The organism is Nocardia sp. NPDC047038, from assembly GCF_040644075.1.
Classification (GTDB): domain Bacteria; phylum Actinomycetota; class Actinomycetes; order Mycobacteriales; family Mycobacteriaceae; genus Nocardia; species Nocardia sichangensis.
On the sequence record NZ_JBEYVQ010000008.1, the window covers coordinates 170109 to 195590 of the forward strand.

2 protein-coding genes are annotated in these 25482 nt (G+C 69.9%); both read left to right on the top strand.

Annotation, left to right across the window (positions count from 1 at the left end):
• The first annotated feature begins 113 nt into the window (after nucleotides 1-113).
• On the top strand, nucleotides 114-24581 hold the full coding sequence (locus ABZ824_RS25695; RefSeq protein ID WP_356965762.1) for a non-ribosomal peptide synthase/polyketide synthase: 24468 nt from the start codon (nucleotides 114-116) through the stop codon (nucleotides 24579-24581).
• Nucleotides 24575-25369, top strand: coding sequence for an FkbM family methyltransferase (locus tag ABZ824_RS25700; protein ID WP_356965763.1), 795 nt, complete (start codon nucleotides 24575-24577; stop codon nucleotides 25367-25369). The genes ABZ824_RS25695 and ABZ824_RS25700 overlap by 7 nt, the downstream gene beginning before the upstream one ends.
• Nucleotides 25370-25482: the final 113 nt, after the last annotated feature.

Genomic DNA, 25482 nt, shown 5'->3' on the forward strand with positions numbered 1-25482 from the left:
GTACGCCGCTTCTCAGCAGACCAAGTGCATATGTAAGCCAGATTTCGGACGCGGTGAGCCTGCGTGGTTCCGCCATGCCTTCGCGCGTCCGGGTAGGAATAAGGGGTCATGCGATGCATCTGAAGTCAGACGGAACCGCCGATGGCGAACCGGGATTGATTCCGCTCTCGAGCGCGCAGTACGGCATGTGGCTCGCGGATCATGTGCCCGGTGGACCGGCTGTCAACATCGCACACTACGTCGAGATCGATGGCCCGGTGGACCACGACGCATTCACCCGCGCGGTGAACGACGGTGGGCACGAAACCGAGTCCCTCGTGGTGCGGGTGATCGAATCCGACGGACGCCCTTATCAATTCGTGGACCGCAGCATCATCTACGACGAGCCGGTGCTGGATTTCAGCGATGCGGAGGATCCGATCGCGGCGGCGATGGAGTGGATGCGCCGGGACTACAACACGAAGGCGGTCGATCTCAGTCGCGACCGGCTCACCCGGACCAGGCTGATCCGGGTCGGCGAGGACCACTACTTCTGGTACGGCCGCGCGCATCATCTGGTGGTCGACGGGTACGGCGCCTTCAACAGTCTCACCCGAATGGCCGAGCACTACAACGCGCAGCTGGAAGGCAGGCCACCGACGCGGCTGGACGCGGCGAGTCTGCACGACATCGTCGAAGCGGAGCGCGTCTATCGCGCCGGCTCGCGGTACCAGGCGGACAAAAAGTATTGGCTGGACAAGGTTTCCGATCTGCCGACACCGGTGAGCCTGTCCGGCCGAACGGCACGTTCCGGCAAGGTGGACCGCGTCGCAGGCCTGCAGCTCCCGGCGCACCTGTCCGACCGGCTCGACCGCTTCGCCGATGAGGTGAACGCATCCGCCGCGCAGGTGGTGATCGCGGCGTTCGCGGCGTTTCTCGCCCGGATGACCGGCACCGAGGATGTCGCGCTGTCGCTTCCGGTGACCGCCCGGGTGACCAAGCGCCTGCGCAACTCCGCCGCGATGTTGGCCAACATGGTGCCGATTCGTTTCGCCGTGCGCCATTCGACCACCGTGGAGGAGCTGGTCCGCGCCTCGGTGTCGGAGCTCGTCTCGGCCATGCGCCACCAGCTGTACCGGTTCGAGGATCTGCGCCGCGACTCGGCCGCGATCGATTCGTCGGCGAACTCGTTCGGCCCGATCGTGAACATCTTGTTCTTCGACTCGGAGATTCGCCTCGGCTCGGCCGTCGGCCGCTACCGCGCGCTGACCTCGGGCGCGCTCGACGATCTGCAGCTCAACCTGTACCGCTCGGGCGCGGACGCGCCGCTGCTCATCGAGTTGCACGGCAATCCGAACCTCTACGGGCAGGACGAACTCGAGTCGCACGCCGACCGGTTCCTGGATTTCCTGCAGCGGATGATGGACTCGTCCCTGGACACCCGCATCGGTGACATCCAGCTGGTCGGCCCCGCCGAGGAGTTGCGCATCGTCGAGGAACTCGCCGGTCGCGACGGTGAATCCCCTTCGGCCACACTGGTGGATCTGCTGACCCGGCAAGCGGCGGCGACTCCGTCCGCGGTGGCCGTGACGTCCGAGGCGACCAGTCTCACCTACCGCGAGCTCGACGAACGATCCACCCGGTTCGCCCGCGGGCTCATCGCACTCGGCGCGGGACCGGAAGCACTGGTGGCCATCGCGATGCCACGCGACGCCGACCTGATCGTCGCCGTGCTCGGCGTGCTGAAATCGGGCGCGGGGTACCTTCCGCTGGACACCGCCCATCCGGCCGAGCGGCTCGAATACGTACTGGACGACGCGAACCCGATCGCCGTGGTGACCACGCGGGGCATGCGCGAGCACGTGCCGGGCGATCCCGGCCGCGTCGTGCTGTTCGACGACGTTCTCGCCGCGGAGCAGGCCGCCGACCCGATCACCGATGCCGATCGGACCGGCCCGTTGCGTCCCGATCACCTCGCCTATGTCATCTACACCTCCGGGTCGACCGGCCGGCCGAAGGGCGTATCGATCACGCACCGTGCCGTGTCCACCTACCTGGTGAACTCGTGCGCGGAGATCGGGATTCGATCCGACGACGTCTGGACGCTGTTCCACTCCTTCGCCTTCGACTACTCGGTCTGGGAGATCTTCGGCGCGCTGGTCACCGGCGGCCGGATCGTGGTCGTGGACAGCCTCACCACCCGTTCGCCGGACGACGTGGTGCGCCTGGCGGCGCGAGAGAAGGTCACCGTCTTCAGCCAGACGCCGTCGGCGTTCTATCAGTTCGCGGCCGCGCGCCAGCGCTACGCGCACGCGGGAGAGCCGGAAGGCGAACTGTCGCTGCGGCTGGTCGTCTTGTCCGGCGAAGCTCTCGATCCCGCCGGGCTGGCCGACTGGTACGAGCACAACCCGGACCTGCCGGTGCTGGCCAACAGTTACGGCATCACCGAGACCACCGTCTTCGTCACCTACACCGCCCTCACGCCGGACGTCGCCGTCCCGGGCGCGCCGAGCACGGTCGGCCCGGCATTGCCGGGCCTGCGAACCTATGTCCTGGACGAGCGGTTGCGTCCGTGCCCGCTCGGCGCATGGGGCGAGATCTACGTCGCGGGAACACAGCTGGCTCGCGGCTATCTCAACCGACCGGCGTTGAGCGCGGGACGTTTCGTCGCCGACCCCTTCGGCGGTTCGGGCAGGCGTCTCTACCGCAGCGGCGACGTGGCGCGCTGGAATCACCGGGGCGAACTGGAGTATCGCGGCCGCGCCGACCAGCAGGTGCAGTTGCGCGGGTTCCGGATCGAGCTGGACGAGATCCGCAACGCCCTGCTGGCCCACGACAGCGTCGCCGCGGCGGTCGTCGTGGTGCATCTGCCCGGCACGGAGGCGGCACGGCTGGTGGGATACGTCGTACCCGCCGTCGGCGCCACCTGCGAGCCGGACGACTTGCGCACCCACGTCGGCGGGATGCTGCCGGAGTACATGGTGCCGTCGAGCGTCGTCGTGATCGACGCGGTGCCGCTGACCGTGAACGGCAAAGTTGATCATCGGGCACTGCCCGAGCCGGTATTCGATTCGGCCGCGGCCTACGTCGCTCCCCGCACGGTCGTCGAGGAGTCGATCGCGGACGTCTTCGCCGAGGTGCTCGGCACCGACCGGGTGGGCGTGTTCGACAGCTTCTTCGACCTCGGCGGCAACTCGATCACCGCGACCAGCGCGGCGGTGCGTATCGCGGAAGCGACCCGGTGCGATGTGTCGGTGCGCGACCTGTTCGTCAAGCAGACCATCGCGGAACTCGCCGCGCACATCGAGGACGGACACCGTTCCGGCAGGCCCGTGCTGCGGGCGGCGGGCAGACCCGATCCCATTCCGCTCGCGCCGGCGCAGAACAGGATGTGGCTGGTCAACCAGACCGACCCTACCTCGGCCGCCTACAACATTCCGCTGATCGTCCAGCTCACCGGACGTCTCGACGCGGCGGCGCTGCGTGCCGCGCTGACCGACGTGATCGATCGGCACGAATCGCTGCGCACCGTCTACCCCGCGGTGAACGGCGAAGGGACACAAGTGATTCTGCCTGCCGACGAGGTCGTCGCGGGGCTCGACCTGACGCCGCGGCCGACCGACCCGGACGAGATCGAGGGCCGAATCCGCGACCTGGCTTCGGTCGGGACCGATCTGCGCGAACGCGCTCCGATCCGGGTGGCGCTGCTCGCGACCGCCGACCGCACGCGGCATGTCCTGGCCGTGGTCCTGCACCACATCTGCTGCGATGGATCGTCGCTGCGGCCCCTCGCGGCGGATGTCGCCGTCGCCTACGAGGCGAGGGCGCAGAAGAAGATCCCGGACTGGGAACCGCTGAGCGTCCAGTACGCCGACTACAGCGTCTGGCATCGCAGCCTGCTCAGCGACCCGGACGACCCGGATTCCCGGGCGGCCCGCCAATTGCGGTACTGGTCGCAGCGTTTGGCGGGGATGCCGCCGGTCCTGGAGCTGCCGGCCGACCGGCCGCGTCCGGCCCGCCGGACCATGCGCGGCGACGTCGCGGACACGGTGATCCCCGCGGAGACCTTCGCCGGAATCGAGCGGCTGGCGCGCGCGGCCAACGTCACGACGTTCATGGTCGTCCACGCCGCCCTGGCCGTGCTGCTGGCGCGGATGTCGGGCTCGGCGGACATCACCATCGGCACGCCGGTCGCCGGTCGCGGCGAACGCGCGCTCGAGCCGCTCATCGGCATGTTCGTCAACACCGTGCCATTGCGTACCGAGGTGTCCGCCGAGGAGTCGTTCACCGAGTTCCTCGCACGGGTCAAGGGCATCGACGTCGACGCCTTCGCCAACAGCGACCTGCCCTACGAACGTGTCGTGGACGAACTGCATCCGAAGCGGTCCCCGGCGTACGCGCCGCTGTGCCAGGTGTATCTCGCGTTCGAGAACATGGACCGGGCGAACTTGGAGCTGTCCGAGCTCACCGTCGAGCTGCTGGACCCCGGCGCCGAACCGGCGAAGGTGGACATCATCGTCACCGTCGCCGAGAACACCGCCGCGGGCGGCGATGTCGCGCTGCGCGTCAACTACGCGACAGACCTGTTCGATCGGGAGACCGTCGAAGAGCTCGCCGAACGACTGAATCGGGTGCTCGACGCGTTCGTGGCGAATCCACGGGCCCGAGTCGGCGACGTGGATTTGTTGTCGGGAGTCGAGCGTCTGGGATTGGTCCCTGCCTCCGGTGGTCGTGCCGAGCCGCCCCGGGTGCTGGCGGATGTGTTGCTGGTGGGTGAACGCACCGCGCCTGCCGTGGTGGCGGGGGATCGCGTGCTCTCCTACGGGGAGTTGGACGACTGGTCGAATCGTCTCGCACGGGTCCTGATCGACTGGGGGGTGGGGCCGGGGGATCAGGTCGCGCTGGCCATGGGGCGGTCGGTCGAGTTCGTGGTCGGTGTGTGGGCGGTGGCGCGGGCAGGCGCCGCATTCGTGCCGGTCGATCCACGCTATCCGAGCGAGCGGGTCGCGCACCTGGTCGCGGACGCGAATATCGAGGTCGGGCTCACCGTCGAGGCGTCGTGCGGCATGCTTCCCGGTCACGTGCGGCAATTGGTTCTCGACCATCCTGGCACCGAGGCGTTCCTCGCGGCGCAGTCCCCGGCTGTGGTGACCGACGCGGAACGGGTGCGGGCCTGCCGTGTCGCCGACGCGGCCTACGTGGTGTACACCTCGGGCTCGACCGGCAGGCCGAAAGGCGTGGCGGTCACTCACGAGGGCTTGGCGAATTTCGCGATCGAGCAGCGCGAGCGGTATCGGGTGGATCGCAGGTCACGCGTGTTGCAGGTGGCGGCGCCCGGCTTCGACGCGGTGATGCTCGAGTTGCTCATGGCGCACGCCAACGGCGCGGTGCTGGTCGTCTCGCCGCCGGAGGTGTTCGCCGGGGCGCAGCTGGCGGAATTGATTCGCGCACAAGAGGTCTCGCACGCGTTCGTGACGCCCAGCGTGCTGGCGACGATGTCGCCCGCCGGACTCGATTCGCTGCGGGTGCTGGTGGCGGGCGGAGAAGCGGTATCGGCCGAGACGGTTTCGGTATGGGCGCCGGGGCGTCGGCTGCACAACGGGTACGGGCCGACCGAGACCACGATCATGGTGGCGATCAGCGATCCGCTGTGCGTCGGCGACCCGGTGACCATCGGCGGCCCGATCCGCGGCGTCGACGCGGTGGTTCTCGACGACCGGTTGCGGCCCGTCCCGGTCGGGGTGACCGGACAGCTGTACGTCTCGGGCGTGCAGCTGTCGCGCGGGTACCTCAATCGTCCCGCCTCGACCGCCGCCACGTTCGTCGCCAACCCGTACGGTCCCGCGGGCACCCGCATGTACGGCACGGGTGACCTGGCGCGCTGGACCGCCGACCACACCTTGGAGTACCTGGGGCGCACCGACTTCCAGGTCAAGATCCGCGGACAGCGCATCGAACCGGGCGAGATCGAAGCCGTCCTCGCCGGGCACCCCACCGTCGCGGCAGCCGTCGTGGTGGGCGTGCACGCCGAGACCGGGTCACGCCTGGCGGCGTACGTGGTGCCCGCCGACGGCGTGGTCGATACCGCGGAACTGACCAGGTATGCGGCGCAACGCCTGCCGTCGCACATGGTGCCGGACACGGTCATGGTGCTCGACACGCTCCCACTGTCGGCGGTGGGCAAAGTCGATCGCGCCGCCCTGCCGGAACCGGAATTCGCCCCCGCCGTGGAGTTCGTCGCGCCGCGCAACGCCACCGAGCAGATCGTGGCCGACATCTGCGCGGGCGTGCTGGGCGTCGAACGCGTCGGCGTGCTCGACGGTTTCTTCGATCTCGGCGGCAACTCGCTGTCGGCCACCCGCGCGGCCGCGCAGCTCAGCGGTGCGTTCGGCGTCGAGGTGCCGCTGCGCGCGATCTTCGAGACGCCGACCATCGGGGCGCTGGCGGAGCGCCTGCGCAGTGCCGACGCGGCGACCAGGGCGCCGCTGGTGCCGCAGGAGCGCCCGGACCGGATCCCGCTCTCACCCGCCCAGGCCAGGATGTGGTTTCTCAACCAGTTCGACACGAGCTCACCGGTGTACAACATCCCGCTGGTCGTGCGGATGTCGGGAGACCTCGACGTGGCCGCGATGCACGCGGCGATCGCGGATGTGCTCGAACGGCACGAGGCGCTGCGCACGGTGTACCCGGACAGCGACAGCGGGCCGCATCAGATGATCGTGTCGGTGCCGACGGCGCTGCCGCCGCTGACGCCGGTGGCGGTCGCGGACGGTGCGGTCGAGGCGCGCGTCGCCGCCGAGGTCGCTGTGGGCTTCGACGTCACCACCGAGGTTCCGTTCCGGGTCGCGTTGTTGCGCAGCGCGGCCGACGAGCATGCCTTGGTGCTCGTGGTCCATCACATCAGCTTCGACGGGTCCTCGCTCGCGCCGCTGGCCGCGGACCTGATGGCCGCTTACCGTGCCCGGGTCGGGAACGAAGCGCCGCAGTGGGCCCCGTTGCCGGTGCAGTACGCGGATTACGCGCTGTGGCAACGGAAGCTGCTCGGCAGCGAGGACGATCCGCACAGTCCGACCGTCGCCCAGACCCGGTACTGGATCGCGGCTCTCGCCGATCTGCCCGAGGTACTGGATCTGCCCACCGACCGTACGCGGCCCGCGAAGCAGTCGTTCCGGGGCGCGACGGTCTCGGCCACCCTTCCCGCGGATCTGCATCGCGAGGTGATCGCGCTGGCCCGCAGCCACGACGCGACGGTCTTCATGGTGATGCACGCGGCCTACGCGGCACTGCTGGCGCGGTTGTCCGGTACCGGGGACATCGCGGTCGGCACACCGATCGCCGGTCGTGGCGAGCCGGGGTTGGACGGCCTGGTCGGGATGTTCGTCAACACGCTGGTGTTGCGGACGTACATCGAACCCGGCGCGTCCTTCGTCCGGATCCTGGACCAGGTCCGGGCCACCGACCTGGCCGCCTTCGAGAACGCCGACATCCCGTTCGAGCGTCTGGTCGAGGTGCTGAATCCGCCGCGCTCGACGGCACACGCGCCGTTGACGCAGGTGGGCTTCTCGTTCCAGAACATCGAGATCCCCACGGTGCGGTTCGAGGGCCTGACGGTCTCGGCGCGGATGGCCGATCCGAGCGTGGCGAAGTACGACCTGCACCTGAATCTGGTCGACGCCTTGGCGGCGGATGGCGAGCCGGGGGACATGGCGGTCGAATTCGGCTACGCGACGGATCTTTTCGACGAGGCGACGGTCGAGTCGATGTTCGAACGCTATCTGCTGTTGCTGCGCGCGATCGTCGGTGACCCCACCCGCGCCATCGGCGACATGGAGCTGCTGACCGCCGAAGAGGCGCACCGGATCGCGGCCCGGTCGAGCGGCGTGCGGACGCAGGCTCCGTCAGCGACGATCGCGGACCTGTTCGCCGCACAGGTGGCCGCGACGCCGGAACACCCGGCGGTGCTCGACGCCGCCGGTGGTGCCCGGCTCGACTACCGGGAATTCGGGGCACGGGTGAATTCGCTGGCCCGCGCGCTGATTCGGCGCGGCATCGGACCGGAGACCATTGTGGCGGTGGCGATGCGCCGCTCGGTGGACCTGCTGGCCACGCTGTACGCCATCCACGCGGCGGGCGCGGCCTACTTGCCACTGGACCCGGACCTTCCGGCCGACCGGGTGAGCTCCGTCCTCTCCGCCGCGCGTCCCGCCGCGATTCTCACCCGTACGCCCGACCGGGCGAGTCTGCCCGGCGACGTGCCGGTCTGGACGCTCGGCGAGTTGGAGGCCGAGCGCCTGGACGCGTCGGCGCTGACCGATGCCGATCGGATCCGGCCGCTGCGCCCGGACGATCTGGCCTACGTCATCTACACCTCCGGTTCGACGGGTGTGCCCAAGGGCGTGGCGGTTCCGCACGCGGCGGTGGTGAATCAGCTGCGCTGGATGCGCGATCACTACCGGCTCGGTGGCGGCGACGTCATGCTGCTGCGCACCCCGGTGACGTTCGACCTCTCCGTCTGGGAGCTGTTCTCCGCGCCGACCTGCGGCGCTGCCTTGGTGGTCGCCGGTCCCGACGCGCACGGCGATCCGCGCGAGATCGCCCGGCTGATGGCCGAGTATCACGTGACCACGGTGGATTTCGTCCCGTCGCTGCTCGCGGCGTTCCTCGAGGTGGCAACTCCGGATCAGTTCCCGGACCTGCGGCGCGTACTGTGCATCGGTGAGGCGTTGTCGGCAGAGATCGCGCGCCGCTTCCGGGATTTCAGCGACGCCCGCATCGACAACCTGTACGGCCCGACGGAAGCGGCGGTCAGTGTCACCGCGCACCGGATCGACGCGGTCGAAGGCGCGACCGTGCCGATCGGCGTGCCCGAGGCGAATGTCACGGTGCACGTGCTGGACTCGCGGCTGCATCCCGTGCCGGTCGGCGTCACCGGCGAGCTGTACCTGGGCGGCGTGCAGCTTGCCCGCGGATACCACGAACGCCCGGACCTGACGGCCGCGACGTTCGTCGCCGACCCCTCCGGCGCCGAGGACGGCGCGCGTCTCTACCGCACCGGTGACCTCGTGCGCTGGGACGGCGACGGCAACCTGCGCTATATCGGCCGCGCCGACACCCAGGTGAAGGTGCGCGGCCTGCGGATCGAACTCGGCGACATCGAAGCGGCGCTGCTCGCGCACGAGCAGGTGCGCGCGGCCGTCGCGCAGGTACGCGGCGACGGCGGCGAGCAGCGGCTGGTGGCCTACGTCGTCGCGGATGGCGCGCTCGACGCCCGGCAGGTACGGAATTCGCTGCTGGACCGGCTGCCCGCCTATATGGTGCCGTCGTCGGTGACCCGGATCGACTCGATTCCCCTCAATGCCAACGGCAAGGTGGAGTATCGAGCGTTGCCCGAGCCGGACCCGAGCGCCCAGGACACCGAGTTCCGGACGCCGCGAGGTCTGATCGAACAGGCGATCGCCGCGGTTTTCGCGGAACTGTTCGACCGCCCCGAAATCGGCGCGGACGACGATTTCTTCGAGTTGGGCGGCAACTCGCTGGTCGCGACGCGCGCGCTGAGCCGGATCGGCGACGTCGTGGACGTGACCATTCCGGTGCGCGCGATCTTCGAGGCACCCACCGTGTCGGGGCTGGCCGAGCGCATCGCCCAGTTGCGCGCGGTCCCGAGTCTGCCCGCGCCGACGCGGGTCACGCGGCCGGACCGTATCCCGCTGTCGCACGCGCAGACCCGGATGTGGTTCCTCAACCAATACGACCCCGCCGCGCCCGGATATGTCGTGCCACTGGCGATCCGGCTGGAAGGCGCTCTCGATCCGGCCGCGTTGACGGCCGCTGTCGGCGATGTGCTCGAGCGGCACGAGAGCTTGCGCACCATGTATCCCGCGGTCGACGGCACGCCCACCCAGGTCGTGCTGAACGCCGAAGACGTGCTCGCGACTTGCGATCTCACCCCGCAGGCCGTCGGTGAGCGGGAACTGCCGCACCGGCTGGCCGAATTCTGCGGCACCGGATTCGACGTGGCCGAGGGTGTGCCGCTGCGGGTGGCGCTGTACCAATTGTCCGACGAGGCGTGGACGCTCGCGCTGGCCGCGCACCACATCAGTTGTGACGGCTTCTCGGTGGCCCCGCTGGCGGCCGACCTGGTGACGGCGTACCGAGCGCGCTCCGGCGGTACCGCGCCGGATTGGGCGCTGCTGCCGGTGCAGTTCGCCGACTACGCCTTGTGGCAGCGAGCGGTCCTCGGTTCCGCGGACGACCAGGACTCGCCGGTAGCCCGCGACATCGCCTACTGGCGAACGCAACTCGCGGGCGTACCGGAGCTGCTCGAATTGCCGACCGACCGACCGAGGCCGATCGAGCAATCCCAGCGCGGGGCGGTGCTCCAGGTCGCCATACCCGGTGAACTGCAAGGCCGGGTGGAATCGCTGGCACGGCGCTCCGGTGCCACCACGTTCATGGTCGTGCACGCGGCCCTGGCGGTGCTGCTGTCGCGACTGTCCGGCAGCGACGACGTCACTGTCGGTGTGCCGCACGCAGGCCGGGGCGACCGGTCGCTGGACCACCTGGTCGGCATGTTCGTCAACACCTTGGTGCTGCGGTCGCGGGTCACGCTCGACCAGACGTTCGCGAGTCTGCTGGACCAGGTGCGGCGCACCGACATCGAGGCGTTCGATCACGCCACCGTGCCGTTCGAGCAACTGGTGGACGCGCTGAACCCGGTGCGATCGACCGCGCATACGCCGTTGTTCCAAGTGCTGCTGGCCTACCAGAACATGACCCGGGCTCGCGTCGAACTGCCGGGACTCACCGTGGAGAACGTGGACCCCTGCGACAGCGCGGCGATCTACGACCTGTTGCTGATGATCAGCGAAGGCCACGGCACGCACAACGAGCCGACCGGCATGACGTTGCGCCTGACCTACGCCACGGATCTGTTCGACGAGGACACGGTGCGCGGCTTCGCCGACCGGTTCGTCCAGGTCCTCGACGCCGCGGCCCGCGATGCCGAGGCCACCGTCGGGGAGATCGGCCTGCTCGACGAGGCGGAGCGGTCCCGAGTGCTGGAGCGGTGGAACGACACCGGTGGCTCCGCCGCACCGGGCCGGACGCTCGTCGACGTCTTCGACGAACAGGTCGCGCGCACCCCGGACGCCACGGCGCTGCGGCTTCCGGACGGAAGTACGTCGACCTACCAGGATTTCGACGCACGCGTCAACCGGCTGGCTCGCTGGCTCATCGGGCGCGGTGCCGGGCCGGAGACGATCGTGGCGGTGGCCGTCCGCCGATCGGCCGAGCTGGTCACGGCACTGTACGCGGTCGTGAAGGCGGGCGCCGCGTTCCTGCCCATCGACCCGGATCACCCGAGCGCGCGGATCGCGCACGTCCTCGGCGCGGCCGATCCTCTGCTGGTGCTCACGACCGCGGACGACGGCCAGGGCCTGCCCGACGGATTCGAGTACGCGCGGATCGATCGGCTGGGCGTGACCGGTCTGTCCGGCGCTCGGATCACGGACGCGGAGCGCCGCACACCGCTGCGGCCGAACCATCTGGCTTATGTGCTCTTCACCTCCGGGTCCACCGGGGTGCCCAAGGGCGTGGCGCTGACCCATGCCGCCACCGTGAGCCAGCTGGCGTGGGCCCAGCAGCGGTGGCCGCACGGAACGTCCGACGCGGTGCTGCACAAGACGCCGATCACGTTCGACATCGCCGTGTGGGAGTTGTTCTGGCCGTTGCAGACCGGCGCGCACATCGTCGTAGCCGAACCGGGCGGACATCGCGATCCCGTTCACCTGGCGAAGGTCATCGCCCGGCACGAGATCACCACCGTGCACTTCGTCCCGTCGATGCTCGATGTCCTGCTGGAATCGGCCGGGGTGGCGGAACTGCCCTCGATCCGGCGGGTGTTCGTCGCGGGTGAGGCGCTGGCGCAGCGTACGGTCGACGCCGCGGCGCACGTCTTCACGCACGCGGAGCTGGTGAACTGGTACGGGCCCGCGGAGGCGGAGGTGGTCACCGCGCAGCGGTGCGCGCCGGGTGCGTCGGCCGTCGCGGCGGTGCCGATCGGAGCGCCCGCCGGCGGCATGAAGGTCTACGTGCTGGATTCGCGGTTGCGGCCGGTACCGGTCGGGGTCGTCGGGGAGCTGTACGTCTCGGGTGTCCAATTGGCGCGCGGATACCACGCGCGCGCCGATCTCACCTGCGGCGCCTTCGTCGCCAACCCGTTCGGCGTTGCGGGACAGCGGTTGTACCGGACCGGGGACCTGGTCCGGTGGCGCAAGACCGGCGAGCTGGAATACCTGGGGCGCGGCGACTTCCAGGTGAAGGTGCGCGGTCAGCGGGTGGAGCCCGGTGACATCGAAGCCGCGCTGCGCGCCTGCGGGCAGGTAGCGCGTGCCGTGGCCATCGTGACGACGGAGCGCATCGTCGGTTACGTGACGTTGGCGCCGGGCGCGGTCACCGACGGCCGCGCGATCCGCGAAGAGCTGGCCCGGACGCTGCCGTCCTACTTGGTTCCGGACGTCGTGCAGGTGCTCGACGCGATGCCGCTCACCGCCAACGGCAAGCTCGACCGGTCGGCGCTGCCGCGGCCGGTGTTCGACGACGGCGCGGACTTCGTCTCGCCGCGCACCGACGGCGAGGTGGTGCTGGCGCGTCTGGTCGCCGAACTCACCGGCGCGGAACGGGTGAGCGTGACCGCGAATCTCTTCGAGATCGGTGTCAACTCGCTGTCGGCCGCTCAGCTCGCGGCGCGCGCCCAGGCGGTCGTCGGCGTCGATGTCGGCATCAAGGACGTTTTCGATGCGGCGACCATCGCCGCGCTGGCGGAGCGGATCTCGGCACGGACCAGATCCACCGCTGTTGCGCTGACCGCGCGGCCACGCACCGGCGCGGTCCCGTTGGCGGCGGCGCAACGGCGGATCTGGTTCCTCAACCAGTTCGACACCTCCTCGGCGGCCTACAACATCTGCTTCGCGGCCCGCCTGACCGGGCCGCTGGACACCGAGGCACTGCGTGCCGCGTTCCTCGACGTGGTGACCAGGCACGAGCCCTTGCGGACGGTGTATCCGCTCGTCGACGGCGAGCCCTGCCAGGTGGTGCGGGAGGTCGCGACGATCGCCGCGGACATGGCCTTCGAACCGGAGCCGGTCGTCGGCGAGACGGAACTCGCCGACCGCATGCGGAACACGGTCGAGGCGGGATTCGACATCGCCGAATCGGTACCCGTGCGGGCGCGGTTGTATCGCACCGCGACGCGGGAACACGTGCTGGTGGTGGTGGTCCATCACATCGCCGCCGACGGAGCGTCGATGGCTCCGCTCGCCCGCGACGTGTTCGCCGCGTACCGGGCGCGGGCGGGCGGCCACCCGCCCCGGTGGGAATCGCCGGTGGTCCAGTACGCCGACTACGCGTTGTGGCAACAGGAGCTGCTCGGCTCCGAGGACGATCCGGCGTCGCTGATCGCGCGGCAGATCGATTACTGGACCGACGCTCTGGACGGTTCCCCGGAGCTGCTCGCCCTGCCGACGGACCGGCCACGCCCCGCCACCCTCTCGACCGACGGCGGCAACGTCCGGTTCGAGCTGCCCGCGCGGCTGCACGACGACATCGTGCGGCTGGCCCACCGCGAGGGCGTCACGGTGTTCGTCGTCCTGCACGCGGCCCTGTCGATCCTGCTGGCGCGCACCGCGCACAGTGACGACATCTCGGTCGGCACGCCGGTCGCCGGTCGCGGCAGGCCGGAACTCGACGATCTCGTCGGCATGTTCGTCAACACCGTGGTGCTGCGGACCCGCATCGATGAGGATCGCTCGTTCCGGGAGCTTCTCGCCGTAGTGCGCGATGTCGACCTCGAAGCGCTCGCCCACGCCGACCTGCCCTACGAGCGGCTCGTCGACGTCATCGGCCGTCCGCGTTCGACGGCGTATTCGCCACTGTTCCAAGTGATGTTCGGGTTGCAGAACACCGGAGCGGCCCGATTCGAGCTGCCCGGAATCGACGTCGAGATCATGGACCCCGGCATCGCGCAGGCCAAAGCGGACCTCACCGTGCTGGTGACCGAGCGGCGCGAAGGCGATCGGCCCGCCGGAATCGACGGCGAGATCATCTACGCCACCGATCTTTTCGTCCAGTCGACCGCGCACGCACTGGCGGAGAGGTTCGTCCGCGTCCTCGAGGCGGTCACCGCCCATCCGGCGCGGGCGATCGGCCACATCGATCTGTTGAGCGCCGCCGACACCGAACGCTTGGTGCCCGCGCGGGGCGGCGACGACGCGCGGCCTCGCTTGCTGCCGGATCTGCTGGCGACGGCCGTGGCATCGGCTCCGGCGGCGGTGGCCCTGATCGGGGACGGCGAAGCCCTCACGTACGCGGAGCTGGACGTCAGGGCCAACCGGCTCGCTCGTCACCTGCTCGCCCAGGGAGTCGGGCCGGGAGTGTTCGTGGCGCTGGCCGTGCCACGCTCGATCGAGTATCACGTCGCCATGTGGGCGATCGCGAAGACCGGCGCCACGTTCGTCCCGGTCGATCTGCGCTACCCCGCCGAGCGGATCGCGCACATGGTGAGCGATTCCGGCGTCCGCGTCGGGCTCACGCTCGCGACCGCACGCGGGGAGCTGCCGGACGCGGTGCGCTGGCTGATGCTCGACGATCCGCGCACGGCGCAGGAGATCACGGCGCGGTCCGGCGAGGCGGTGACCGATGCCGATCGCGGGCGTGTGCTGCGGATCGAGGACGCCGCCTACCTGATCTACACGTCCGGTTCGACCGGAACGCCCAAGGGTGTCGTGGTCACCCATGCCGGGTTGGCGAACTTCGCGGCCGAGCAAACCGAACGCTACCGGGTCGACGGCACGTCCAGGGTGCTGCAAGTGGCGGCGCCCGCGTTCGACGCGGTGCTGCTCGAAGCGTTGATGGCGCATGCGGCGTGCGCGGCGTTGGTCGTGTCGCCACCGGAGGTGTTCGGCGGGCCGGATCTGGCCGCGCTGATCCGGACGCATCGGGTGTCGCACGCGTTCCTGACGCCGAGCGTGCTGGCGACCATGGCGCCCGCCGGTCTCGAGTCGGTGCGGATGCTCGCGGTCGGCGGCGAGATGGTGCCCGCGGAGCTGATCGCCACCTGGGCGCCAGGTCGCCGGTTGCACAACATCTACGGCCCGACCGAGACGACGATCGTGATCACGATGAGCGATCCGGTGCGGCCGGGCGATCCGATCGCGATCGGCGGCCCGATTCGCGGCGCGGAGGCCTTGGTGCTGGACGCGCGCTTGCGCCCGGTGCCGGTCGGAGTCGCGGGGGAGCTGTACCTGTCGGGTGCACAGCTGGCGCGCGGCTATCTCAACCGGCGTGCGGTCACGGCCGGTGCGTTCGTCGCGAATCCGTACGGTAGGCCGGGCGGGCGGATGTACCGCACCGGGGACATCGTCCGCTGGACGACGCGGCGCACGCTCGAATACGTCGGCCGCAGCGACTTCCAGATCAAGATCCGTGGCCAGCGCATCGAACTCGGTGAGATCGACGCGGCGCTGCTCACGCATCCGGCGGTGGCGGCCGCGGTGACCGTCAGCCGCACGGGGCCGGGCGGGCACCCGGTGCTGGCCGCGTACATCGTGACCGAAGCCGCGACGGTCGCCGACCCGGAGACCGTGCTCGAACACGTCGCGTCGGTATTGCCCGCGCACATGGTGCCGTCGGTGCTCACCGTGCTCGATCGCATGCCGATCACCTCGACCGGCAAGGTGGACCGGAAAGCGTTGCCGGAGCCGGTCTTCCGCGCCGACGGAGATGACGCGGAGGCGGCGTCCACCGATCTGGAACGCACCGTCGCGGCCGCGTTCGCGGATGTTCTCGGTGTCGCGTCGGTCGGTGTCTCCACTTCGTTCTTCGCCCTCGGCGGCGATTCGATCCTGTCGATCCAGCTGGCTTCCCGGTTGAAGTCGGCAGGTGTCGTGGTGACGGCGCGGGACATCTTCGAGCAGAAGACCGTCCGTGGCCTGGCGCGGGTCGCCGCGGCCGCCGAACGGTCTTCGCTCGCGGAGTTGCCTGGTGGCGGCGTGGGCGAGATCCCGTTCACCCCGGTGGTTTCCTGGTTCACCGAGCGTCTCGGCGCCGCTCCTCGGTTCGCTCAGTCGATGCTGGTGCGCTTGCCGCGTGACGCGCGAGTCGAGGATGTGACCGCGACGGTGCGGGCGGTGCTGCGACAGCACGACATGCTGCGCGCGCGGCTGCGCGACCAGTGCTTGGAGGTTCCGCGGCCGGAGGCCGCGGATGCCGCGGACGTGGTGCTGACCCGCATCTTCCGCGCGGATGAGACCCCGGGCACTGACGGTTTCACCGCGGTGGTGGAAGCGGCGCTGGCCGAGGCGTCGGACCGCCTCGACCCGGCGGCGGGCCGGATGGTGCAGGTCGTGTGCCTGCTGCCCGAACCGGGCCTCGACGCCGAGGCGCGGGCGCTCGTGGTCGTCCATCACCTCGTGGTCGACGGTGTGTCCTGGCGAATCCTGATTCCCGACTTCGCGACAGCCTGGCAGCAGGTCACGCGGGGACGAACGGTGGAATTGCCCGCGCAAGGGACATCCATGCGCCGATGGGCGCACGCGCTGGCCGATGCCGCCGCGGCCCGTGCCGGGGAGTTCGACCTGTGGCACCGGATGGGTGCGGCGCCGGATCCGCTGCTCGGCAGCGCGGTGCTCGATCCCGCCGTCGACACCCAGTCGACCGTGCGGCATCTGACGGTGTCCCTCCCGGTGGACGTCACTTCGGCATTGCTCGACGCGGTGCCGAAGGCCGCGCACGGCGGCGTCGACGACGCGTTGCTGGCCGGCCTGGCCGTGGCGGCGACGCGCTGGCGCCACCGGCGCGGTATCGCGCACGCGGGTGTGAAAGTCCTCTTGGAGGGGCACGGCCGCGCGGAACAGATCGCCGAGGGAGCGGATGTCTCCCGCACGGTGGGCTGGTTCACCAACACCTACCCCGTGGCGCTCGACCTGAGCGGGGTGAATGCGGATGATCCGCGTGCCGCGGTGAAATCCGTGAAAGACCAGTTGCGCGTGATCCCGGACAAGGGGATCGGCTACGGCCTGTTGCGTTACCTCCACGCCGACACTCGCGACCGGCTCGCGGCACTGCCGGAGCCGCAGATCGGTTTCAACAATCTCGGCCGGGTCGGCGTCGACCTCACGACGCTGTCGGACCTCGCGTGGATTCCGACCGACGAGCCGTTCGACCGGTGGTCGGCCTTCGATCCCGACATGCCCGTGGCGGCGGCCGTCACGATCGACGTGAACATCGTGGACACCGAAGCGGGACCGCGCCTGTCGGCGCGGATCGGCTACGCGTCCCGGCTGTTCGAGCGCGACGACGTGGCCGAACTCGCCGACGAATGGATCGGCGCGGTGACCGGGATCGCGACCGCGGCCCTCACGAACGAGGACTGGGGCTTCACACCCGCCGACGTTCCACTCGTCGAGGTCACACAATCCGACCTGGACGGGTTCGCCGACCGCTACGGAGCGCTCGGCGATGTCTGGTCGCTGGCGCCGCTGCAGGCGGGACTGCTGTTCCATGCCGAACTCGCCGCGGGTGATCTCGACGTCTACACCGCGCAATCGACGCTCGCCCTCGCCGGTGTGGTCGATGCGGATCGGCTGGAGCGCTCCGCCGCGGCCTTGCTGGAGCGTCATCCGAATCTGCGAGCCGCCTTCGTGCGCACGGCCGATGGCACTCCGGCGCAGGTGATTCCGGCGGCCGCCGCCGTGCGCTGGCGGCGGGTCGATCTGCGCGACGGCACGACGACCCCCGAGGAGCTGATCGCGGCCGAGCGGGCGGTCCCGTTCGATCCCGCCGAGCCTCCGCTGCTGCGGTTCCTGCTGATCGCCGTGGCGCCACAGGACTTCCGGCTGGTGCTGACGGCGCACCACCTGCTGTTGGACGGCTGGTCGTTGCCGTTGCTGTGGCGCGAGTTGATCGGCCTCTACGCGGTGAGTGCGCGGGCCGAGCTGCTGCCCGCCGCGGCGTCGTACCGCGGCTACCTGGAATGGCTGGATCGGCGCGAGCCGTCGACCGGCATCGAGGTGTGGCGGGAGGTCCTGCGCGATTTCACCGAACCGACGGTGATCGCCGACGCGCGCACGCACACGACGGTCGGCATCCCGGTCGACCTGGCGGTGGTGCTGGATCGTGCCGTCACCGCGGAACTGGTGGAATTCGCTCGGGCACGGGCGGTGACCATGTCGACGATCGTGCAGTTCGCCTGGGCGGTGGTCCTGGGGAACCTGCTCGGCACCGAGCGTGTGGTGTTCGGCAGCACGGTGTCGGGACGTCCCGCCGACCTGCCCGGCGTGGAATCGATGATCGGCTTGTTCATCAACACGATCCCGGTGGCCGTCCACCTCCCGCGAACCTGGACCGTCGAGGACGCGCTGCGGCGGTTGCAGGCCGACAACACCCGCGTGCTCGATCACCACGACGTCGAACTGTCCCGGATCCTGGCGGACACGGGCGCTGCCCAGCTGTTCGACACGCTGGTCGTCTTCGAGTCGTATCCGGTCGACAGCAGCGGCCTCGGCGACGCGGACATCGACGGCATGCGGGTGGTCGCGGCCGACGGAAGCGACGCAGCGCACTACCCGATCACGGTGCAGGCGCACCAGACCGATCAGCTGCACGTCATGATCCGCTACCAGCGGGCCCGCGTGGACGACTCGATGGCCGCCGGTCTGGCCGCCCGGCTGGAGACCGTGCTGCGCGCCATCACGACCGATCCGGGCGCGCGGCTGGGCGCGGTCGACCTGCTGACCGCGGCCGAGCGCCGTGACCTGGTACCCGCCACCGGCGGACCCGCCGCAGCGCCCCGAGTTCTCGCTGAGCTGTTGGCCGCCGGTGTCGCGGTGGATCCCGAAGCGGCAGCGATCGTCTCGGACGGGCACACGATGTCGTATGCCGAGTTGGACGCCTGGTCGAACCGTGTCGCGCGCGAGCTGATCGACTGGGGTGTCGGCCCCGGCGACCAGGTGGCTTTGGCGATGGCCCGATCGGTGGAACTCGTGGTCGGCATGTGGGCGGTCACCAAGACGGGCGCCGCGTTCCTGCCCGTGGATCCGCGCAACCCCGCCGAACGCGTCGGGCACATGGTCGCAGACTCGCAGGTGCGGGTCGCGGTCACGGTCGAGGCATGGCGAGAGCTGGTTTCCGGCCCCGTCCGGCGGCTGGTACTCGACGATCCGGAAACCCGCAAAGCGATCGAGGCACGGTCCTCGGACGCGGTGACCGACACGGGGCGAACACGGACGCCGCATGTTCGCGACACCGCGTACGTGCTGTACACCTCGGGCTCGACCGGGACGCCCAAGGGCGTCGCGGTCACCCACGAGGGGCTGGCCAATTTCGCGGCCGTGGAACGTGACCGCTTCGGCGCGGACAGCCGGTCGCGGGTACTGCACGCGTCCGCTCCCGGTTTCGACGTCGTGGTGCTCGAGTTGCTGCTGGCCCACACCAACGGCGCGGTACTCGTGGTGGCCCCGCCGGAAGTGTTCGGCGGCCCCGAACTGGCGGAGTTCATTCGGCAGCAGCGCGTCTCGCACTCCTTCCTGACGCCGAGCGTGCTGTCGACGATGCCACCGGAGGGGTTGGATCGCCTGCGGGTGCTGATGGCCGGTGGCGAGGCCGTGACGCCGGAGATCGTCACGCAGTGGTCGCCGGGCCGGCGACTGCTGAACGGGTACGGCCCGACCGAAACGACGATCCTGGCCGGAATCGGTGGCCCGCTGCATCCCGGTGCGGCCGTCACGATCGGTGGTCCGATCAGCGGCGTGGAGGCCGTCGTGCTGGACGCCTGGCTGCGGCCGGTGCCGGTGGGCGTGGTCGGCGAGTTGTATCTCGCCGGTGTGCAACTGGCCCGCGGATACGTGAACCGCCCGGTGGCGACGTCGAACGCGTTCGTCGCGAATCCGTTCGGTGCGCCGGGATCCCGCATGTACCGCACCGGCGACCTGGCTCGCTGGACGCCGGAGCACACCGTGGAGTACCTCGGTCGTCGCGACTTCCAAGTCAAGATCCGCGGTCAACGGATCGAGCTCGGTGAGATCGAGGCCGTGCTGGCCGCGCAACCCGGCGTGGAACACGCGGTCGTCGTGCTGCGCGAAGACGAGCGCGGCGTCGGCAGACTCGTCGGTTACCTGGTCGGCGCCGAGAACCTGGATCCGGAGGAGATCAGGGCGGCCGCGCGGCTGCGGCTGCCCGCGCACATGGTGCCCGACATCTGCGCGGTGCTCACCGAATTCCCCCTCACCAGAACCGGAAAGCTCGACCGCCTGGCACTGCCCGCGCCGCGGTTCTCGGCGGCACGGGCCTGGACCGCACCGGGTACGGAGACCGAACGGCAAGTCGCGGACGTCTTCGGAAGCGTCCTCGGCATCGACCGGGTCGGGGCGGGCGACAGCTTCTTCGACCTCGGCGGCAACTCGTTGTCGGCGACGCGGGTGACCGCTCAGTTGGGTACCGCGCTCGGAGTGAGCGTGGGCGTTCGCGACCTGTTCGAAGCGCCCACGGTCGCCGGACTCGCCGCCCGTCTGGACGCCTCCGAGCGGACGGTCCGCGCGCCACTGGTGCCGCGCACCCGCTCCGGGCTGGTGCCGTTGTCGCCGGCACAACAGCGGATGTGGTTCCTCAACCAGCTCGACACCTCCGTCGGCGCGTACAACATCCCGCTGGTGATCCGGTTGACGGGCGAACTCGACATCGACGCGTTGCGGCGCGCGTGCGAGCTGGTCCTCGATCGGCACGAGTCACTGCGAACCAGATTCCCGATGACCGACGGGACGCCACATCAGGTCGCGGTCCCCGTCGAAGCGGTCACGATCGGGCTGACCGCCGTACCGGTCGAGGCGGATCGGCTGATGGAGCGAGTGCTCGCCACCGTCTCGGCGAGCTTCGATGTCACACAGGCGCCTCCGCTGCGCATGGCGTTGTTCCGGCTCGGAGCCACCGAGCACGTCTTGGTCATCGCCGTGCACCACATCTGTGCCGACGGGCAGTCCATGATGCCGCTCGCGCGAGACGTGGCGGTGGCCTACCAGGCGAGCAAACAAGGGACACAACCGATCTGGCCCGCTCTCGCGGTCCAGTACGCGGACTACACGCTCTGGCAGCGCGATGTACTCGGCGACGAGCGCGACCCGGGCTCGGTCATGTCCCGGCAGTTGCGCTTCTGGAAGGACACCCTCGCCGGGCTGCCCGAACTGCTCGAACTGCCCACCGACCTGCCGCGTCCGCCGGTGGCGTCGATGCGTGGCCGGACCGTGGATTTCGAGATCTCCGCCGCGTTGCGGGAACGAATCGGCGCGCTGGCGCGCGCGGCGAACGCGACTGTCTTCATGGTCGTGCACGCCGCGCTGGCCGTCCTGCTGTCGCGGTCGGCCGGTGTCGGCGATGTCGCGGTGGGTGCTCCGGTGGCCGGACGCGGGGAGCGCGAACTCGACGATCTGATCGGCATGTTCGTCAACACCCTCGTGCTGCGGTCACGGGTGTCGTCGCGTCAGTCGTTCGCCGAGCTGCTCGCGGCGACGCGGGAAACGGATCTGGCGGCGTTCGCCCATGCCGACGTGCCGTTCGAGCAGGTGGTGGAGGCGATCAATCCACCGAGGTCCACGGCCCATCTGCCGCTGTACCAGGTGACGCTCGATGTGCAGAACCTGAGCAAGGCCGCGTTGGAACTGCCGGGCCTGACCGTCGAGCCGGTCGAGAACGGCTTCGAACCGGCGCAGGCCGACCTGAACCTGAATCTCGTCGAAGGCTCCGGCGCCGGTGGGCAGGCGGAGGGCATCCGAGGTCGCCTGACCTACGCCACCGATCTCTTCGTCGAGGAGACGATGACCCGGTTCGCGGCGGCCTTCGTGCGGATCCTGGAGCAGGTGACCGCCGATCCGGAGGTCGCTGTCGGTGACATCGACCTCGTGGGCCTGCAGCAGCGTCGCGAGCTGCTCGGCGCGGCCGGTGCCGCCGGGGTCGCGGTGCCGGACGCGACCCTCGCGGAACTGTTCACCGTCCAGGCCGTCGCGCGACCGGACGCGGTCGCGGTGACCGACGGCGAGTCGCAACTGACCTACGCGGAGCTGGATCGGCGCTCCGCCGCGGTGGCCGCTCGGCTGGCGGAGCGGGGAGTGGGTCCGGAATCGCTGGTGGCCGTGGCGTTGCCGCGGTCGGCGGACCTGGTCGTCGGCCTGCTCGGCGTCGTGCGCGCGGGTGCGGGATATCTGCCGCTGGATGTGGCGTATCCGCCTGAACGATTGCGCTTCATGCTCGACGATGCTCGTCCGGCCGCGGTTCTGACCTCGGCGGACCTGTCCGCCGCGGTGCCGGAGTGCGCCGCGCCGGTATTGCTCATCGAGGAGTGCGCGAACGACGACGCGGCGGCCTCCGATTCGGTGGTGTCGCCTGCGCGGCCGGGCAACGTCGCCTACGTGATCTACACGTCGGGATCGACGGGCCGCCCGAAGGGCGTGACGGTCGGCCACCGGGAAGCCGTCACCCTGTTCACCAACGCGGCCGAGCGATTCGACCTCGGACCCGACGACGTGTGGACGATGTTCCATTCCTACGCCTTCGATTTCGCGGTGTGGGAGATCTGGGGCGCGCTGCTGTCCGGCGGCAAGGTGGTCGTGGTCGACTACGACACCTCCCGGTCGCCGGAGGCGTTCGTGGACGTCGTGGCGCGGGAGGGCGTGACCGTGCTGAGCCAGACGCCGTCGGCGTTCTACGGATTCGTCGACGCGGAGCGCCGCTATCGGGAATCCGACTGTCCGGCAGGAGATCTCGCGTTGCGTTATGTCGTCTTCGGTGGCGAGGCGCTGGACGCGTCGCGGTTGGACGACTGGTTCGCCGCGCACGCGCCGGGCATGCCACGGCTGATCAACATGTACGGCATCACCGAGACGACCGTGCACGTCACGTTCTCCGAAGTGACGCAGGCGAGCTCGGCCGGGATCGGTGTGCCGCTGCCCGGGCTGCGGGCGTACGTTCTCGACGACCGGCTGCGTCCGGTGCCGATCGGTGTCGCCGGAGAGATCTATGTGGCCGGTGGGCAGCTTTCCCGGGGATATCTGGGGGCCGCGGCACTGACCGCGGGCCGATTCGTGGCGAATCCCTTCGATCCCGACGGCGCCCGGCTCTATCGATCCGGGGATGTCGGCCGCTGGCGGAAGTCCGCGAGCGGGCTGGAGTTGGCGTACGCGGGCCGGGCCGACGCGCAGGTGCAGTTGCGTGGTTTCCGCATCGAACTCGGCGAGGTGGAGTCGGCGCTCTTGCGCCATCCGCTCGTCACCCAGGCCGCGGTCACGGTGCACCGGCACGATCGCGGTGTCGATCAGCTGATCGGCTACGTCGTCGGCGTCGACGGCGAGCGGATCGATCCGGCGGAGGTCCGCGAGGCCGCCGCCCAGGTGCTGACCGGCTACATGGTGCCCGCGACGATCATGGTGTTGCCCGCGCTGCCGTTGACGGTCAACGGCAAGCTCGACCGAAAAGCACTGCCCGACCCCGAGTTCGACGAGTCGACGACCGCGTTCGTGGCTCCCAGGACCCACACGGAGAAAGTGATCGGCGACGTCTACGCGCAGGTCCTCGGCGTCCAGCGGGTCGGGGCATCGGACGGCTTCTTCGATCTCGGCGGCAACTCGCTGCTGGCCACCATGGTGGTGACCGAGTTGCGCGGCCGCGGCGTGACGATCCAGTTGCCGTGGATGTTCGACGACGCGACGCCGCAAGCCCTGGCGGCACGGGCCGACGGCACGGCGGGCGGTTCGGGGCTGCAAGTATTGCTGCCGCTGCGCGCGCACGGCCCGAAGCCCGCGGTGTTCGCGGTGCACCCCGCGGGCGGACTGGCGTGGTTCTACGGCGGAATGGTCGAACATCTGCATAAGGACCGGCCGGTCTACGGCTTGCAGGATCCCCATGTCGTGGCGGGCGAACCCGGTGCGCGTTCCGTCGACGAACTCGCGGAACGCTATGTCGCCGAGATCCGCCGAGTGCAGCCGAGCGGGCCGTATCACCTGCTGGGGTGGTCGCTGGGCGGTGCGATCGCGCATGCCGTCGCGGTCCGGCTCCAGCGGGAAGGACAGCAGGTCGGCATGCTGGCCATGATGGACAGCGCGGTCGGCGACTCCGAGGCGCTGGCCGCGGCGATGAGCGGCACCGCGGACGAGCCCGCGCCGAGCGAACTGATGGCCGATCTGCTCGGTGGCTGGCGTGAGCTGTTCGACCTCGGCGCCGAGGTGACCGCGCAGACCCACGAGCAGGCCTGGGCGGTGATCCGCGATCAGGTGACCGCCACCGGGATGTTCACCGCCGAACAGGTCGATCGGGTGATGGAGAGCTTCCGGACCGCGAGCGATATCGCCCGGGAGCACCGGCCGGGTGTCTTCGACGGCGATCTGATCTTCTTCACCGCAGGAAAAGACCGCACGGACCACGACGCCGTCGTGCGGACGTGGCGGCCGTTCATCACCGGCGATCTGCACAACACGGTCGTCGACGCACGACATCTCGAGTTGACCCATCCGCACGCACTGTCCGTCATCGGTCCGATCCTCGAAAGGTTCGCGAACGCATGCTGAAGACTCTCGATCAACTCCAGCAACTCCGGCTCGAGGACGGCAGGACGGTCGCTTGTACCAGTCCGGCCGAGGCGCGGATGTTGTGGGGCGAGATGTCGACCGACGGCTTCTATCGGCTAGCGGCCGCGCTGCTGCGTCCCGGGGACATCGCACTGGACATCGGCGCGAACATCGGGCTGAGCGCGATGATGTTCGCCGAGACCTGCCCCGGCGTCCGGGTGATCGCCGCCGAGCCGGCCCCGGCGACCTTCGACTGTCTGCAGCGCAATATGGCCGCTCATGTGCCGGACGGCGTGCCGTTGCAGGTCGCGGTCGGCGCGGCGCCCGGCAGCGCGCCGTTCACCTGGTACCCACGGGCGTCGGCCAATTCGGGTCTCTACGCCGACCGCGCGGCCGACGACCGGGCCACCGAGATCTATCTGCGCAACAGCGGCCTGAACGACGAGGCGATCGCTCTCATCACCGCCGGGCTGCACGAAGGCGAGCGAATGGAGGTCGAAGTCACCACCGTTTCGGCGATACTCGACGAGCACGGCGGGAACGCGGAGGTCGGCTTGCTCAAGGTCGACGTCGAGCGAGCGGAGCTCGATGTCCTGCGCGGCATAGCCGCCGCGCACTGGCCGCGTATCCGTGCCGTCGTCGCCGAGGTGCACGATCGGGACGACCACTTGGCCCAGTGCCGCGAATTGTTGAGCGGACACGGTCTGTACGCGCGAACGCGCCAGGACCCGAGCCTGGCCGGAACCGAGCTGCACGAGATCTACGCCGTCAGACCGGAGAGCGTCTGACGGTCCCGCGCCGTCTTGTTCCATCTCGGCACGGGTCCAGCCTGCGGAGACCCTCCCAGGCTGTTCCCGTGCCGGATCGCCGCCTTCCCGCGCGCTGTCGAGAACAGCCGGCT

Excerpts from the sequence above, each read along its gene's own strand:
- ABZ824_RS25700 (WP_356965763.1), top strand. The coding sequence starts at position 24,575 with ATGCTGAAGACTCTCGATCAACTCCAGCAACTCCGGCTCGAGGACGGC.
- ABZ824_RS25695 (WP_356965762.1), top strand. The coding sequence starts at position 114 with ATGCATCTGAAGTCAGACGGAACCGCCGATGGCGAACCGGGATTGATT.